The 15,834-nt window shown below is 75.1% G+C and carries 15 protein-coding genes; 12 read left to right on the top strand and 3 right to left on the bottom strand.

Annotation, left to right across the window (positions count from 1 at the left end):
* Genes ACZ7LE_RS04805 through ACZ7LE_RS04780 form a run of 6 tightly spaced genes read left to right on the top strand, consistent with a single transcriptional unit; the run spans position 1 to position 6,885 of the window.
* Positions 1-645 carry an acetyltransferase gene (locus tag ACZ7LE_RS04805; RefSeq protein ID WP_470402179.1) on the top strand — a complete coding sequence of 215 codons (645 nt, stop codon included), beginning with the start codon at positions 1-3 and terminating at the stop codon, positions 643-645.
* Positions 642-1,691 (top strand): glycosyltransferase family 2 protein, encoded by a 1,050-nt coding sequence (locus ACZ7LE_RS04800; protein ID WP_470402178.1) that lies wholly within the window; start codon positions 642-644, stop codon positions 1,689-1,691. Before ACZ7LE_RS04805 ends, ACZ7LE_RS04800 begins: the two co-directional genes overlap by 4 nt.
* On the top strand, positions 1,688-3,229 hold the full coding sequence (locus ACZ7LE_RS04795; protein ID WP_470402177.1) for an oligosaccharide flippase family protein: 1,542 nt from the start codon (positions 1,688-1,690) through the stop codon (positions 3,227-3,229). Before ACZ7LE_RS04800 ends, ACZ7LE_RS04795 begins: the two co-directional genes overlap by 4 nt.
* Positions 3,226-4,407, top strand: coding sequence for a DegT/DnrJ/EryC1/StrS family aminotransferase (locus ACZ7LE_RS04790; protein WP_470402176.1), 1,182 nt, complete (start codon positions 3,226-3,228; stop codon positions 4,405-4,407). The genes ACZ7LE_RS04795 and ACZ7LE_RS04790 overlap by 4 nt, the downstream gene beginning before the upstream one ends.
* A complete protein-coding gene (locus ACZ7LE_RS04785; RefSeq protein ID WP_470402175.1) occupies positions 4,404-5,612 on the top strand; it encodes a glycosyltransferase family 2 protein in 1,209 nt (402 codons plus the stop codon). The genes ACZ7LE_RS04790 and ACZ7LE_RS04785 overlap by 4 nt, the downstream gene beginning before the upstream one ends.
* A 55-nt stretch (positions 5,613-5,667) precedes the next feature.
* The gene (locus ACZ7LE_RS04780; protein ID WP_470402174.1) at positions 5,668-6,885 is read left to right on the top strand and encodes a rhamnosyltransferase WsaF family glycosyltransferase; all 1,218 of its coding nucleotides are present in this window, start codon (positions 5,668-5,670) and stop codon (positions 6,883-6,885) included.
* Positions 6,886-6,898: 13 nt separating this feature from the next.
* Here the strand turns inward: ACZ7LE_RS04780 and ACZ7LE_RS04775 are convergent, their stop codons facing one another.
* The gene (locus ACZ7LE_RS04775; RefSeq protein WP_470402173.1) at positions 6,899-7,531 is read right to left on the bottom strand and encodes a hypothetical protein; all 633 of its coding nucleotides are present in this window, start codon (positions 7,529-7,531) and stop codon (positions 6,899-6,901) included.
* 125 nt (positions 7,532-7,656) lie between these two features.
* Between ACZ7LE_RS04775 and ACZ7LE_RS04770 the strand changes: the two genes are divergently transcribed.
* The 5 genes from ACZ7LE_RS04770 to ACZ7LE_RS04750 all read left to right on the top strand — a co-directional run bounded on the left by ACZ7LE_RS04770 (position 7,657) and on the right by ACZ7LE_RS04750 (position 12,363).
* Positions 7,657-8,583 carry a hypothetical protein gene (locus tag ACZ7LE_RS04770; RefSeq protein ID WP_470402172.1) on the top strand — a complete coding sequence of 309 codons (927 nt, stop codon included), beginning with the start codon at positions 7,657-7,659 and terminating at the stop codon, positions 8,581-8,583.
* Between the two features lie 65 nt (positions 8,584-8,648).
* Positions 8,649-9,893: an O-antigen ligase family protein gene (locus ACZ7LE_RS04765; RefSeq protein WP_470402171.1), complete on the top strand. Its 1,245-nt coding sequence runs from the start codon at positions 8,649-8,651 to the stop codon at positions 9,891-9,893.
* Between the two features lie 84 nt (positions 9,894-9,977).
* Positions 9,978-10,631, top strand: coding sequence for a polysaccharide deacetylase family protein (locus ACZ7LE_RS04760; protein ID WP_470402170.1), 654 nt, complete (start codon positions 9,978-9,980; stop codon positions 10,629-10,631).
* Entirely contained in the window at positions 10,631-11,530 is a 900-nt protein-coding gene (locus tag ACZ7LE_RS04755; RefSeq protein WP_470402169.1) for a glycosyltransferase family 2 protein, read from the top strand. The genes ACZ7LE_RS04760 and ACZ7LE_RS04755 overlap by 1 nt, the downstream gene beginning before the upstream one ends.
* Complete coding sequence (locus ACZ7LE_RS04750; RefSeq protein ID WP_470402168.1) at positions 11,527-12,363, top strand: glycosyltransferase family 2 protein; 837 nt, start codon at positions 11,527-11,529, stop codon at positions 12,361-12,363. The genes ACZ7LE_RS04755 and ACZ7LE_RS04750 overlap by 4 nt, the downstream gene beginning before the upstream one ends.
* Before the next feature lie 8 nt (positions 12,364-12,371).
* Here the strand turns inward: ACZ7LE_RS04750 and ACZ7LE_RS04745 are convergent, their stop codons facing one another.
* Together ACZ7LE_RS04745 and ACZ7LE_RS04740 are read right to left on the bottom strand one after the other, a co-directional pair.
* A complete protein-coding gene (locus ACZ7LE_RS04745; RefSeq protein WP_470402167.1) occupies positions 12,372-13,352 on the bottom strand; it encodes a hypothetical protein in 981 nt (326 codons plus the stop codon).
* A 32-nt stretch (positions 13,353-13,384) separates the two neighbouring features.
* A complete protein-coding gene (locus ACZ7LE_RS04740; RefSeq protein WP_470402166.1) occupies positions 13,385-14,644 on the bottom strand; it encodes a glycosyltransferase in 1,260 nt (419 codons plus the stop codon).
* A 117-nt stretch (positions 14,645-14,761) separates the two neighbouring features.
* On the opposite strand from ACZ7LE_RS04740, the gene ACZ7LE_RS04735 reads away from it, so the two are divergent.
* The gene (locus ACZ7LE_RS04735; RefSeq protein ID WP_470402165.1) at positions 14,762-15,628 is read left to right on the top strand and encodes a hypothetical protein; all 867 of its coding nucleotides are present in this window, start codon (positions 14,762-14,764) and stop codon (positions 15,626-15,628) included.
* Positions 15,629-15,834: the final 206 nt, after the last annotated feature.

The raw sequence follows: 15,834 nt of genomic DNA, 5'->3' as shown, positions 1-15,834 counted from the left end.
GTGGCGGCGAGCTGGGGCGGGCCGCTGCTGCTGGTGGGGGCGAGCGGGCTGGCCCGCGAGGTGCTGCCCGTCGTGGCCGAGGCCGGGCACGACGTGCTCGGCGTGCTCGACGACCGCTGTGCCGACCTGCCGCCCACGGTCGGCGGGGCGCCGGTGCTGGGGCCGGTGAGCGCCGCCGCGGAGCATCCCGGCGCCCGCCTGCTGCTGTGCGTCGGCCCGAGCCGGACCCGCGCCGCCGTGCACGCGCGGCTGGACCCGGGGGCCGGCTACGCGAGCGTCGTCGACCCGTCGGTGCGCAACCCCGCCGGGTGCCCGGTCGGGGAGGGTTCGGTGCTGCTGGCCGGCGTCACGATCACCGCGGACGCCGTCCTCGGCGCGCACGTGGTCGCGATGCCCGGGGTCACGGTCACGCACGACTGCGTGCTGGACGACTTCGCGACGCTCGCCGCCGGGGTCTCCCTCGGCGGGGGCGTGCGCGTGGGTCGCGCCGCCTACCTGGGCATGAACGCCGCGGTGCACCCCGGCGTCCGGATCGGCGCGGGCGCCGTGGTCGGCATGGGGGCCGTGGTGCTGACGGACGTCCCGGACGGCGAGACCTGGGCCGGCGTCCCGGCCCGGCGGCTGGTCCGGGAGGTGGCGCGATGACCACGGTCCGGGCCCCGCTCCCCCTGCGCACGCGCCCGCTCGTCTCGGTGGTGGTGCCGCACTACAACTACGGGCAGTACCTCCCGACCTCCGTCGGCTCCGTGCTCGCCCAGGAGGGCGTGGACGTCGAGGTCATCGTGGTCGACGACACCTCGACCGACGGGAGCGTCGCCGTCGCGCGCGAGATCGCCGCGTCGGACCCGCGCGTCACGCTGGTCGAGCACGAGCAGAACATGCGGCACATCCGCACCTACAACGACGGGCTCGGCCGGGCCCGCGGCGACTACGTGGTGCTCCTGTCGGCCGACGACGCCCTCGCACCCGGCGCGCTCGCCCGCGCCGCCGCCCTGCTGGAGCACGACCGGCGGATCTCGCTGGTCTACGGCCTCGTGACCGACTTCGACGGCGCACCACCCGCGTTCACGCCCGCCCGGACCTGGTGGACCGTCTGGGAGGGCGAGCAGTGGGTGGGCCACGTCGCCCGCCGCGGGCGGAACATCCCGACCAACCCCGAGGTCGTGATGCGCCGGTCGGTCTACGACGCGATCGGCGGCTACGAGGCAGCGCTGCCGCAGGCCGCCGACATGTACATGTGGCTGCAGGCCGCCGCCCGCGGCCGGATCGGCCGCGTCAACGGGCCGGTCCAGGCCTACTACCGGCAGCACGACGCCAACATGCACAACGTCCAGTTCGGCGGGAACCTCGACAACTGGCGCTCGGTGCGCGAGACGTTCGACCTGTTCTTCCGCGAGGACGGGCACCTGCTGCGCCGCCCCGACCGCCTCCGCGCGCGGGCCGACGCCGCCGTCGCGCGCGAGGTGGTGCTCGCGTCCGCGCTGCTGCCCCCGGGGCCCGACGGCGCCGAGCACCGCGCGCAGCTCCTGCGGCTCGCCCGCGAGGCCGACCCTGCCGTCGTCCGGTCGCCGGCCTGGCAGTGGGCCCGGCTGGCCGGGCGCGCCGAGCACCGGTCGCGGCTCGGCGTCGAGGCCGTCGAGTCGCTGCGCTGGAAGGTCCGCGGCCAGCTCCTCGCGAGGTTCGGGACATGAGCAAGGGCGCCACCCTCAGCGGCCGCGTCGGCAACGCCCTGCGCTGGAGCACCACCGGCACCGTCGTGGTGCGGCTGGGCAACCTCGGCCTGGGCATCGTCATCGCCCGCATCGTGTCGCCGGAGGAGTTCGGCCTGTACGCGATCGCCCTGACGGTGCAGAGCGTGGTCATGGCCCTGGCGGACCTCGGCCTGAGCGCCGACCTCGTGCGCAGCCCCGACTTCGAGCGGCGCACCGGCCCCGTCGCGGTGCTCGGCCTGGTGACCGGCGGCACGCTCACCCTGGTCACCGCGCTGTCCGCGCCCGCGCTCGCCTCCGCGATGGGCGGCCCCGGCGCGGCCGGACCCATCGCGATCCTCGCCGCGACGTTCCTGCTGGCCGGGGTCGGCGTCGTCCCGTTCGCCACGCTCCAGCGGAAGCTCGACCAGCGGGGGCTGTTCCGCTCCAACGCCGTCGACTTCGGCGTGGGCGCCGTGGTGACCCTCGTGCTGGCCGTGCTCGGCTACGGCCTGGTCGGCCTGGCGGTGGGCCGGGTCGTCGGCCAGGCGTGCGGCGTGGCCGTGCAGTTCTGGCTCACCCGGACCCGGCTGCGGTTCTCGTGGGACCCGACCGTGGCCCGGTCGGTGCTCGCGTTCGGCCTGCCCGTCGCGGCCGCGAACCTGCTGTCCTGGGTGCTGCTGTCGGTCGACCGCGTGGTGCTCGGCAACCTGGCGGGCGCCGTCGAGCTCGGGTTCTACGTGCTCGCCGCGAACATCTCGACGTGGCCGATGACGCTGGTGGGCCAGGCACTGCGGTCGGTCACGCTGCCCGCCTTCTCCCAGGTGCGCGAGCGCGCCCGCGCCGCGCTCGTGCCGCTGCTCGGGCCGGTCTGGTGGGCCGTCGTGCTGGCGGCGGCGATGCTCGCCGCGCTGGCCCACCCCGTGGTCGTGCTCGTCTACGGCGCCCGGTGGGAGCCGGCGGCACAGATCCTGGTGCCGCTGGCCGTGGTCGGCGCCGTGCGCGTCGTCTCGGACGTGCTGGCCGGCTACCTCTACGCCCTGGGCCGCTCGCGCGGGGTCCTGGCGGTGCAGGTGGTCTGGCTGGTGGCGCTGATCCCCGCCGTCGTGCTCGGCGCGCGGGCGGGCGGGAGCATCGGCGTCGCCGTGGCGCAGGCCGCCGTCGCCGTGGGCGTGCTGGTGCCCGCCTACCTGGTGCTGCTGCGCCGGTCGCGCGACGAGGTCGGCGCGCTGACCTGGGCGCTGGCCGTGCCGGGGCTCGCCGGGGCGGGCGCCGTGGCCGCGGGCATGCTGGCCGCCGGCCGGGTCGAGGACCCGCTGCTCGGCGGCCTGCTCGCCGGGGCGGTCACCTTCGTGCTCTACGCGGCCGCCACGCTCGCCTGGGTGCGGCCGCGCTGGCGCGCCGCCCGCACGGCCCTCGACGGTCCGGCCGACGCGCCGGACGAGGTGCCGGCCGCCGCGCCCGCCGGGACTCCCGACGAGGCCCTGGATCTTCTGCCGGACGCCGTCCCGGCTGCCCCACCGAGAGGAACGACGCGATGACCGAGACCACGACCGCCACCACCCCCGCGCCACCGCGGGCGCCCGTACCCTTCCTGGACCTGGGTGCCCAGACCGCCGAGGTGGAGGCCGACGTCCGCGAGCGCTGGGACGAGATCCTCACGACGTCCGGGTTCGTGCTGGGGCCGGACGTCGAGCGGTTCGAGCGCGAGTTCGCCGCCTACAGCGGGGCGCACCACGCCATCGGGGTGGGCAACGGCACGGACGCCCTGGAGATCGGCCTGCGAGCGGCCGGGATCGGCCCGGGCGACGAGGTGGTGGTCCCGGCCAACACGTTCTTCGCGACCGCGGAGGCGGTGCTGCGCTGCGGTGCCCTGCTGGTGCCCGCCGACGTCGACGACGACTTCCTGCTCGACCCCGAGGACGTGGCCGGCCGGCTGTCGGCGCGCACCCGGGCCGTCGTCGGCGTGCACCTGTACGGGCAGATGGCGCCGGTGACGCAGCTGCGCGAGCTGGTGGGCCCCGACGTCCTGCTGGTCGAGGACGCCGCCCAGTCCCAGGGCGCGAGCCGGGACGGCTTCCGCTCCGGCGGGGCGGGCGACGTGGCCGCGACCAGCTTCTACCCGGGCAAGAACCTGGGTGCGTTCGGCGACGGCGGCGCGGTGCTGACGTCGTCCGACGACGTGGCCGAGCGGGCCCGCCGTCTGCGCAACCACGGCGGCGTCCACCGCTACGAGCACCTGGAGGTGGGGGCCAACTCGCGCCTCGACTCCCTCCAGGCCGCCGTGCTGTCCGCGAAGCTGACCCGGCTCGACGCGTGGAACCTGCAGCGGTCGGAGGCCGCGGCCCGGTACGGGGCCCTGCTCGCCGACGCGTTCCGGGACGTGCCGGAGCTCGTGGCGCCGCGCGAGCTGCCGGGGGCCACGCACGTGTGGCACCTGTACGTGGTGCGCACACCGAACCGGCCCGCGGTGTCCGCGGCGCTGTCGGCGGCCGGGATCGGGCACGGCATCCACTACCCCGCTCCGGTCCACCTCCTGCCCGCGACGGCGCACCTGGGCTTCCGGCCCGGCACCGCCCCACGGGCCGAGGCGCACGCCGGGCAGATCCTCTCGCTGCCGATGTTCCCGGGGATCACCGCCGACCAGCAGGAGCACGTGGTGCACACGCTGCACGCCGCCGTGACCGGGCGGGCCGCGCCCGCGGGGGTGGCACCGTGAGGGCCGGCGGGGCCGGGCTCCTCGACCGCGCCGCCGCCGCGTGGCGCGCCCGGGTGGACCGCGACGCCACGGGCGGGCCGGGGCTCGGCGCCCGGGTCGTGGGCACGCTCGGCGCCTGGGTCCGGTCGCCGCTGGCGCCCCGGTCGTTCCGGCGGCGCCCGCCGTCGGCCCCGCAGCTGCGGCCCCGGGTCTCGGTGGTGGTGCCGTGCTACGACTACGGCCGGTTCCTGCCGCAGACGGTGGGCAGCCTCGTGACCCAGGAGGGGGTCGACGTCGAGGTGGTCGTCGTCGACGACGCCTCGACCGACGACAGCCTCGCCGTCGCGCGCGCCCTGGCGGCCGAGCACCCGGGCGTGACGGTGCTGGCGAACGAGCGCAACCTCGGGCAGGTCAAGTCGTTCAACCGCGGCTGGGAGCACAGCACGGGCGAGTTCGTGGTGCGGCTCGACGCCGACGACATGCTGCCGCCCGGCGCGCTCGCGCGGGCGACGGCGCTGCTGGAGCAGCACCCGGAGGTCGGGCTCGTCTACGGCCACCCGCAGCACTTCGACGACGGCACCACGCCCGTCCCGGCGCTCGGCGAGCTGTCCTGGACCGTGTGGGACGGCCGCGCGTGGCTGGCGGAGCGGTGCCGCACCGGCGTCAGCTGCATCACCTCCCCCGAGGTGGTCATGCGGTCCGACCTGCTCAAGGACGTCGGCCCGCTGGACCCGCACCTGCGGTTCACGATGGACGTCGAGATGTGGCTGCGGCTCGCCGCCGTCGGCGACGTCGGCTACGTGGGCGGCGCCGACCAGGCGTTGCACCGCGAGCACGCGGGCAGCCTGAGCGTGAACGAGGGCTCCGGCGCGCTGCTGGACCTGCGCGCCCGCGCGGACGCGTACGACCGGCTGTTCGCGAACGTCGGCGACCGGCTCACCGGCGCGCACGGGCTGCACGACCGGGCCCGGTCCGCGCTCGCCCAGGACGCCCTGCGGTACGCGGCGGCGGCGGCCGACCGGGCGGAGTCGCCGACGCCCTACCTGGAGCTCGCGGCCACCGTCTGGCCGGGCTCGCGGGAGTGGCCCTCGGCCGCGCGGATCGCCCGCCGGGCGGCGCGCGCCGAGCGGACGGGACGAGCCGGGTACGGCGCCGTCGTCCGCCGGGTCTCGCGCCGTGCCCGGACCGAGCTGATGTACCTGCGCTGGGCCACGTCCGGCCTGTGACGGCACCCGACGACACACCTGTGACCGCGCCCGTGAACCACGAGGGGGACCACCGATGAACCGGCTGACCAAGGCCACCGCGCGGCTGCGCCGGCTGCGCCGCGTGGGCGCGCACGGGCTCGCCCAGCGTGTCGCCGCCCGCGCCTACCGGACCACGGACGCCGCGTCGCTCGGCTTCCAGCTCGACCCCGCGGACATCGCGGACGACGTCCCCGAGACGCTCCCGACGCCGGAGCCCGTGCCCGGCGACCGCCCGCTGACCGTGGGCTGGGTGACGTCGCCGCCCGCGGCGGGCTCCGGCGGCCACACCACCCTGTTCCGCATGGTCGAGGGGCTGGAGGCGCGCGGGCACAAGTGCGTCGTGTTCCTCTACGACCGGCACGGGCTGGACATCGTCCAGCGGACCGCCGAGCTGCGGCACGGCTGGCCCGGCGTGCGCGCCGAGGTGCGGGACGCCCGCGCGGGCATCACCGGCATGGACGCCGTGGTCGCGTCGTCGTGGGAGTCCGCGCACGTCATCGTGGCCCGGACCCCGCGGCCCACCCGGCGGCTGTACTTCATCCAGGACTACGAGCCGTACTTCTACCCGCGCGGGTCCGAGTACGAGCTGGCCGCGATGACCTACCGGTTCCCGTTCCGCCGGATCGCGCTCGGCGACATGGTGGCCGGCTGCCTCACGGCCGAGCTGGGACAGACCAGCGACGTGGTGCCGTTCGGCTGTGACACCGACACGTACCGGCTCCCCGAGGTCGAGGTGCCCCGGTCCGGGGTGGTGCTCTACGCGAAGCCCGATGTCGGGCGCCGCGGCTACCTGCTCGCCCGCCTCGCCCTCGAACGCTTCCACCATGCGCACCCCGAGCAGGAGATCCACGTCTACGGCTCGCGCCCGGCGGACCTGACGTTCCCGGTGACGTACCACGGCCGCCTCACGCCGGCGGAGCTCAACGCCCTGTACGGGCGGGTCGTGGCGGGGCTGGCGATGTCGTTCACCAACATCTCGCTGGTGGCCGAGGAGATGCTGGCCGCCGGCGTCGTGCCCGTGGTCAACGACTCGCCGCTGGCGCGCGCCGACCTGCCCAACCCGTACGTGGGGTGGGTCGAGCCGACGGCGGCGGGGATCGCCGCCGGGCTCGCCGCCGCCGTCGAGCGGCCCGACGCCGCCGCGTACGCAGCGAAGGCCGCGGCCGGCGTCGTGGGCCGGTCCTGGGGCCCGGCCCAGGAGGCCGTGGCCCGCATCGTGGAGGACGAGGTCCGTGGCGCGCCGCCCGGCTGACGCCCGGCCCGGCTCAGCGGCGCCGGGCGCGCGTCTCGAGCACGGCGATGAGCGCGAACGTGGCGCTCGCGCCGAGCAGGCCCGCCATCCCGGCGGCCCGCATGGTCGAGCCCCCCACCTGGTGCACGACCAGGGACTCCGGGGCGACCGTCACGGTGATGTCGTTGACGGGCACCACCCCGGCGTCGCGCTGCAGGCGGTCCAGCTCGTCGGCGATCTGCGCGACGATCTCGTCCTGCCGGGACTCGACCTCCTCGGCCGTGGCCGCGACGACCTCGACGTACAGCACCTGCTCGGCGAAGTTGGGGGCCCACTGGCCGCCCGTGTCGGGCAGCCGGATCGACCAGCCGTCGCGCGTCCCCTCGCCCACCAGGGTCGCGTCGGGCGACGCGTACTTGGTGACCTTGTCGGGCCCGGCCACGGCCTTGGCGACCGCGCCGGCCGTGATGATCAGGTCCTCGGACGTCGTCCGCAGCGCGTTCGGGTAGGCCTTGCTCGCGGGCGCGAGGAAGACGACCTGGGTACGGCTCCAGTACACGCCGTCGTCCAGCGTGGTGGTGTACACGAGCCCGAGCGTGGCCACGGCCCCCGCGAGCAGGACGGGCCAGCGCCGCAGCGCCGCACGTATCAGGTCCCACAACGTCATAGCTTCTCCGCGATTTCCTGGAGCGGGCGAAATTCGCGTCGGAGTTCCGCGACTCGTTCCTTTACCCGCCCTCGGCACGATACCTTTGTCGAGCGCGGCGTGATACGCCCGGAAAGGGTGAACAAATGTCATTCCTCGACGTGATTGCAGCTTTGGGCCGCCGGTGGATCGTCACCGTCGTGGGCCTGCTCGCGACCGCCGGCCTCGTGTACGGCGCGAGCACCATCGAGCCCCCGGTCTACACCGCACGCGCGCTGGTCCTGCTGGTGCCGTCCGAGCAGGTCGTCGGCGAGGGCGGCAACCCGTTCCTGGCCCTCGGCGGGCTCGACCTGCCCGCGCGCGTGGTCGTCGCGTACTACGAGAGCGACGTGGCCAAGGAGCGGTTCAGCTCTGGCTCGCCCGACGCCGAGTACGTCGTGGCCATCGAGGAGTCGACCCGCGGGCCGGTGATCTCGGTCGACGTGACCGACGCCAGCCCCACGGCCACCCTGGAGACCCTGGAGCTGCTCACCTCGTCGATCCCGGTCGAGCTGGAGCGCCTCCAGGAGGAGGTCGACGCGCCGAAGAACACCGTCGTCTCGACGCTGGTCCTCGCCAAGGACGAGCGGGCGAAGATCGACAACAGCGGCACGGTGCGCATGGTCATCGCCGCCGGGGGCCTCGGGCTGGTGGCGACCGTGGTCGCGGCCGTCGCCGTCGACGGGCTGGTCCGCAGCCGGGCACGGGGGCGCAGGCAGGCCGCTCCGGCGGAGCCGGCCGCCGGGGACCCGGACGAGCCGGCTCCCGCGGCGGGGTCGAATCATGCCGGGCCGAACCCGGACGCAAAGCTCGATCCCCGGCCGGCGGACCCCCGGTCACCGGCCGCCAAGCCGCTGGCGGCCAAGCCGCCGACCGTGCGGCTGCCCGCCGTGCGGCCGCCGTCGGTGCAGCCGCCGGCGGGCCGGCCGGCGGACGACCGGGCCCTGCCGTCCTGGCCCAACCTCCCGCTCGACTCGCGTGACCGCCGCAGGGACGACGCGGCCGCCCGGGCGTCCTCCGCGGAGTCCCGGTGACCCAGACCCGGCCTGCCGCCGACCGGCGGCATGCCTCACCGCCGCGGCCGGTGCGGCGGCGGAGGGTGCGACCCGACGTCGTCACCTGGCTCTCGGTCTACCTGCTCCTGCTGTTCGCCATCCCCTCCAAGCTGGTGATCGGGCCGCTCGGCAGCGCGGGCGCGCCGTCGATGGTCGTCGGCCTCGCCAGCCTGCTCCTGTGGGTGCTCACCGGCGTCGGGGCCGCCCGCCCGAGGCTGAGCGGCCCCCGGCTGATCCGGGTCTCGCTCGCCCTGTTCCTGTTCAGCGTCGGGGTCACGTACGTCATCGCCATGTCCCGGCCGGTCGTGTCCAACGAGGTGAGCCCCGCCGACGTCGCGATCCTGGCGCTGCTCGGCTGGTCCGGCGTGCTGCTCCTGGCGCACGACGGCATCACCTCGGTCGCCCGGCGCGACGAGCTCGTGTGGCGGCTGGCGCTGGCGGGCGGGGCGCTGGCCGTGCTCGGGCTGGCGCAGTTCGTGCTCGGCGAGCTGCTCGTGGACCGGCTCGTCGTGCCCGGCCTGACCCTGACGTCGCCCTACGAGCTCGGCGAGCGCAACGGGCTGATCCGTCCGCAGGGCACGGCGACGCACGCGATCGAGTACGGCGTGCTCGTGACGATGCTGCTGCCGCTGACCCTGCACGTCGGCTTCGAGCACACCGAGCGCAGGCCGCTGCTGCGGTGGGCCCCCGCGGCGGCGACGCTCGTCCTCGTGCCCGCGTCCGGCTCCCGGTCCGCCTACGTGGGCGCCGCGATCGCCCTGGTCATCATGCTCCTGGGCTGGAAGGGCCCCCGGCGTCGGATCATGCTCGGTGTGACCGCCGTCGGCGCCGTGGCGGGCATGGTGGTCGCGCCGGGCATGCTGTCCTCGATGCTCGGCCTGTTCACCGGCGCGTCCGAGGACCCGAGCGTCACCTCCCGGACCGGCTCGTTCGACCTGGCGGGCGAGTTCATCGCGCGCGACCCCCTGTTCGGGCGCGGCCTGGGCACGTTCCTGCCCACCTACCGGATCTTCGACAACCAGTACCTCCTGCTCCTGGTGACGATCGGCCTGGTGGGCACCGTCCTGTTCCTCGGCATCGGCGCGGCCACGGTCCGGGTGCTCCTGCGGGTCCGCAGGCGCAGCGCGGGCACCGACCCCAGGACGTCCGACCTCGCCCTGGCCCTCACGGCCTCGGTGGTCGTCGGGTTCGTCAGCCTGCTCTTCTTCGACGCCTTCGCGTTCCCGATGACGATGGGTGCGCTCTTTCTCCTGGTCGGTGTCGCGGGTTCGCTGCGCGCACAGGCATAGCCCTGCGGAGATACCCCGAGAATCACCCGGAGAATCACCCGGGAATGCATTCCGCAGCGGATTGCCGTCGTTCACGATGAACAAATGATCAATCTCTGCTTTCACGGCATCGGGACGCCGCCGCACGACGCCCCGGCCGAGGAGGCCGCCTACTGGATCGGCACGGACACGTTCCGGCGCGTGCTCGACGTGGTCGCCGTCCGGCCGGACGTGCGGCTCAGCCTCGACGACGGCAACGCCTCCGACGTCGAGGTGGCGCTCCCGGAGCTGGTCGAGCGCGGGCGGGTGGCCGACTTCTTCGTCATCGCCGGCCGCCTGGGCCACGCGGGCTCGCTGTCCGCCGGGGACGTGCGCGCGCTGCGCCGGTCCGGGATGGGCGTCGGGTCGCACGGGATGCACCACCGGGTCTGGCGCCGGCTGCGCCCGCCGGAGCTGCGCGAGGAGCTCGTCCTGGCCCGCGAGCGCCTGGAGGACGTGCTGGAGGAGCCGGTGCGCACCGCGGCCTGCCCGCTGGGCCGCTACGACCGGGGCACGCTGACCGCGCTGCGGAGGCTGGGCTACACGCGGGTCTACACCAGCGACCGGGCGCTGGCCCGGCCGGAGTCCTGGCGGCAGGCCCGGTTCAGCCTCCGCGCGACCGACACGGCGGACGACGTCGCCGCGTGGCTGCGGCACGGGGACCGGTACACGGTCCGTGCGGCGGACCGGGCCCGGACGTTCGTCAAGGGGCTGCGCTGATGGGGGCCGAGGTCGCCGCGGTGGTCGTGACGTACAACAGCGCCCGGCACATCGACGCCCTGCTCGACAGCCTGCCCGCGGCGTTCGGCGACGTGCCGTACACCACGGTGGTGGTCGACAACGGGTCCACGGACGAGACGCTCACGCTGCTGCGGCGCCGGGGTGACTGCAGCGTGGTGGAGAGCGTCAACGACGGCTACGGCGCGGGGATGAACAAGGCGGTGCGGTACTCCCCGGAGTCGGCCGCGATCCTGGTGCTCAACCCGGACGTGGAGCTCGACGCCGACGCCGTCCCGCGGATGCTGGACGTGCTGCGCCGGCGCGGGGTCGGCATCGTGGTGCCGCGGACGCGCGAGGTGGACGGGAGCCTGTCCCCGACGCTGCGCCGCACGCCGACGGTGGCCCGGGCCGGCGGTCTGAGCTTCACGCGCGTGCCGTTCCTCGCGGAGCGGATCGAGGGTCGGCGGGCCTACGCGACCGAGCACCTGGTGGACTGGGCCGTCGGCGCGATCTGGCTCGTCGACCGGCAGTGCTTCGACGCCCTGGGCGGTTTCGACGAGTCGTACTTCCTCTACTCCGAGGAGACGGACTTCGCGCTCCGCGCCCGGGACCGTGGCTGGCGCTCCCTCTACACGCCGACGGCGGGCGCCATGCACATCGGCGGCGGCTCGGGCACGAGCCACGAGACGCACACCATGCTGATGCTGAACCGGGTGCGCCTGATCCGGCGCCGGCGCGGCACGCGCGCGGCCTGGATGTACTACGGGGTGACCCTGCTCGTGGAGCTCCGGCGGGGCCTGCTGGGCCACCGCGCGTCGTGGCCCACGCTGCGGGCCCTGGTCCGCCCGGCCCGGCGCCCGGCGGCGCTCGGCGCGAGCGACGAGGTGCTGCCGCGATGAGCGGGCCGGTCGCGTCCGTCGTCGTGCCGGCGCACGACGAGGAGCGCACGATCAGCCGCCTCCTGGACGCGCTGTGTGCCGTCCCGGGGCTGCTGGAGGTCGTGGTGGCCTGCAACGGGTGCACGGACGGGACGGCGGCCGTGGCCGCGGGGTATCCCGTGACCGTCCTCGACCTGCCCGAGCCCTCCAAGGCCCGCGCCCTGCGCGCGGCCGACCGGGTGGCCGTCGCGTTCCCGCGGGTGTACCTGGACGCCGACGTCGAGATCACGGCCGACGGCGTGGCCCGGCTCGCGGCCGCGGTGGGCCCCGGGGGTGCCGCCGTGGCGGCGCCGTCGCGCACCATGCCCCGCACGGGGGTGACCCTGCTGGCGCGCTGGTACTACGACGTCTGGGAGGCGCTGCCCACCGTGCGCTCGGGACTGTTCGGGCGCGGGGTGCTGGCCGTGTCCCGGGAGGCGGCCGGCCGGATCGCCGCGCTGCCCGAGGTGATGGCCGACGACCTGGTGCTGTCCGAGGCGTTCGCTCCGCACGAGCGCGTCGTCGTGGCGGACGTCGCCGTCGTCGTGCACCCGGCGCGCACCCTGCGCGACCTGGTGCGCCGCCGGGCGCGCGTGACCACCGGGAACGTCCAGGCGGACCGGGCCGGCCTGCGCGGGGCCGAGGCACGGACCTCGCTCGGCGACCTCCGGCGGGTGGTCCGGGAGCGGCCGGGCCTGGCGCCCAAGGTCCCCGTGTTCCTCGGCGTGGTGCTGGCCGGGCGGCTGCGCGCCCGCGCGGCGGTGCGCGCGGGCGACTTCACCACGTGGGAGCGGGACGCGAGCTCGCGGGTCTGACAGGGCCGTCAGTTACCGCTGCCGCCGCACTCGATCGGGTCCACGGGCGTCGTGCGGCCCTCCTCGTCGACCGTCACGGTGTGCGCCTGCCAGGCCGTCAGGGCGGGGCACAGGACGTCGACGGGCCCGTAGCCCCAGGTGTCCTGCACCACCTGCAGGTTGCGCACGCTGCCCTCGGTGCCGGCCCGGAAGGCGTAGCCGCCGCCCTCGACCAGGAGGCCGTCGACGGTCAGCGACGTGTTGCCCTGGCCGCTCGGGTAGAAGAACGGCGCGGTGCCGTAGCATTCGGCGGTCTCGCGCATGATGATCCGGGTGTTCTTCACGGTCAGGGCACCGCCGCCGTAGCCCTGGATGCCGTCGCCGTGCCAGTCGGTGCAGACGTCGGGCGGGACCACGCGGACGAACGAGTCCTCCACGACCACGTCGCCGCACTGCTTGGCGCCCACGCGGATGCCCTCGGGCACGCCGTCGATCACCACGTCGCGCACCGTGAATCCGCCGTTGCCGATCACCTGCAGGTCGCCGTCGCCGGTCCGGACGTCGCTCCGGACGAACTCGGACTGCTCGACCACCAGTCCCGACCCGCACACCGGCCCGCTGTCGTTCACCACCCGGGACCCGACGGCCTGCACCCGCCGCAGGGTCACGTTCTCCGCCTCGACGGAGATGATGCCGTCCGTGACCCGCAGGTCGCTGACGACCTCACCCGGCTCGGTCAGGTGGAGGTCGCCCTTGTGGGTGCGCTTCGGCGTCCACCCGTCGGGCAGGCCGGCGGTCTCGGGCGTGGGGAACGTGAGCGCCGCGGCCTTCACGACGGGGTCCGGCGGGTCACCGGACGGCGTGGGCGCGGCGTCCTGCTGCGTGCCGGCGGAGGAGGCGCCCGGGTCGTCGGGGGACGTGGCCTGGGACACCGCGACCGTGCTCAGCGCGGCAGCGACCAGCGCTCCGACGACCCATCGGAGCGGCACCCACCAGGACGACCGGCCCATGCGAGTCATCCTGGCACGCCGGTCGTCGTCGCTCATCCCGTGGCCTGTGCCCCGGCCGCGGGCCGCGCCGCGGCGACCTGCTCGTAGAGCTCCACCATCCGGTCGACCCGCCGGTCCCAGAGGTGCTCGGCCACCGCGTGCTCGCGGGCCGCCTCGCCCATGCGCAGCCGCAGGTCCGGCTCCGTGACCAGGCGGCGCACCGCGGCCGCCACGTCGCGGGCGAGCTGGTCCGGCGACTCGGCGGGCAGCCGGAACGCGCAGGCGTCGGTCACGTTCGCGCCCGGGCCGCCGCGGTCGCACACCACGAGCGGCAACCCGTGCGACATCGCCTCCAGGGCGACGGCGCCGCCCGGCTCCCGGTAGCTCGGGAAGACGAAGACGTCGGCCCGCTCGTAGAAGCGGTCGACCTCGGCGCGGGGCACCGCCCCGTGCAGCGTCACGCGGTCGGCCAGCCCGAGCTCCTGCACCAGGTCGGCGCACGCCTGACGGTCGTTGCCGTCCCCGACCACGTCGAGCACCACGGGCAGGTCGCGCAGCGTGGCCATGGCGCGGATCACGTCGCGGGCGCCCTTGGTCCGCACCAGCCGGCCGACGTGCAGCAGCCGCACCGGGCCGGAGCGGCCCGTGCGGTCGATCACGGGCCGGACCGCGTGCAGAGCCACCTCGCGGAGGGTCTCGAACCGCCGCAGCCGCACGTCGCCGAGGACCTCCTGGACGTAGGGGGCGATGCCCACCACGCAGTCGGCGGACTCGTAGGTGGAGCGCAGGAGCGGGTCGTACCGCAGCCGCAGCCGGTCCAGGGCGCGCAGCCGCTGGTACCACGGGACCACCTCCTCCCGGGCGAACGCGGGCGGCGACTCCAGGCTGCCGCCGACCGGCCCCACCACCAGAGGGATGCCGAGGCCGGCGGCGGGTGACGGGTAGCGCATCGCCACGGGCGCCGGCTGGTGCGCCACGTCGAACCGCTCGCCCGCCGCCAGGCGGCCGCGGACGTAGCGGCGCGCCCGCACGTAGAACGGCACGTACGCCGGCTGGAGCAGGCTGTTGAGCCGCTCCGCGCGGTGCACGAGCGGCGGCTCCGGCCACTCGACCACGCGCACGCCCGGGAGCTGCCGCGACGGCGGCACGTGGCCCTTCTTGTACGTGGACAGGAGCGTCACCCGGAACCGCTCGGAGAGCAGGCTCGCCCACTGGTGGGCGAGCCAGGACTCGCCCACGTCGTTGCCGTCGCACGCGGGTGCGACCAGCAGCACGCTGGCCACGCGAGGGGATCCGGGTTCGTTGACAGCCACCAACCGATAGTGACGGCTGCCGCTTGCCGAATGCAGCCCCGGGCCGGGTGAGAACAGGGGTGAGAAATGCGCCCCAGGCAACCCCAAGGCCCTATTTTCGGGGTCATACTCGCCGACGTGGCACATTCGAAAGATGTCGAGCTCGCCCCCGTCACGACGGACGACCTGCCGCGGGTGGGCGAATTCCTGAGCGTCTATCTCGACGGTTCCCTCACCCCCGGGCAGTGGGCGCGCTCGCTGCGCCCCACCTGGGCCACGAGCCACCCCGACCACGGGTTCCTGCTCACGTCCGAGGGCCGGGTCGTGGGCGTGTACGCGGCCCTCTACTCGGAGCAGGACGGGCCCGGCGGGCCACGCGCCGTGTGCAACGTCGCGGCCTGGTGCGTGCTCGACGAGTACCGCCACCACTCGCTGCGGCTGCTGCGCGCGATGCTCGCCCAGCGCGACCGCGAGCTCACCGACCTGTCCCCCAGCGGCACCGTGGTGCCGCTGAACGAACGGCTCGGGTTCCACCACCTCGACACGGCCGGCGCGCTCGTGGTCAACCTCCCGCTGCCCTCGCCGGGCGTGCGTCTGCTCACCGGCCGGGCCGACATCGAGGCCGTACTTTCCGGCCCTGACCTCGCCGCCTACCGCGACCACGCCGACTCGGCCGCCGCGCGGCACGTGGTGGCGGTCGTCGACGGCAGGCCGTGCTGGGTGGTGTTCCGCGCCGTGCGGCGCAAGCGGCTGCGCCTGTTCGCCTCGGTGCTCCACGTGAGCGACCGCGAGCTGTTCCGTGCCGCTGCGCCCGCCGTCTACCGGCACGTCCTGCTCGCGCACGGGCTGCCGTTCACCCTGCTGCAGGACCGGGTCAGCGGACCACGCCCGTGGCACTCGGTGCGGCTGTCGGCGCAGCGGCCGACGATGTACCTGAGTCGCACCGGCCGGCCGCCGGAGTCGGTCAGCTACCTCTACAGCGAGCTGACCCAGGTGCCGTGGTGATCGGCGTGCGACGAGGTGAAACCGGCACCGCGGGAGACAATTCACCAATGCATTGACGTCGCGGCGGGGATGACTTTTGTTGGATGCGCGGTAATTCACCTTGTGCACCTGATACGAAACGATTGGTCCTGTGGCTCGCACGACGCCCGGCGATCCTTTTTTCACCCATTCTGGGTTCACCCGCTTTTTGGCCCTATTCACCCGTC

Source organism: Promicromonospora sp. NPDC110617, assembly GCF_055598465.1.
Note: the sequence above shows the minus strand (reverse complement) of the source record. Positions and strands in the feature narration are given on the sequence as shown.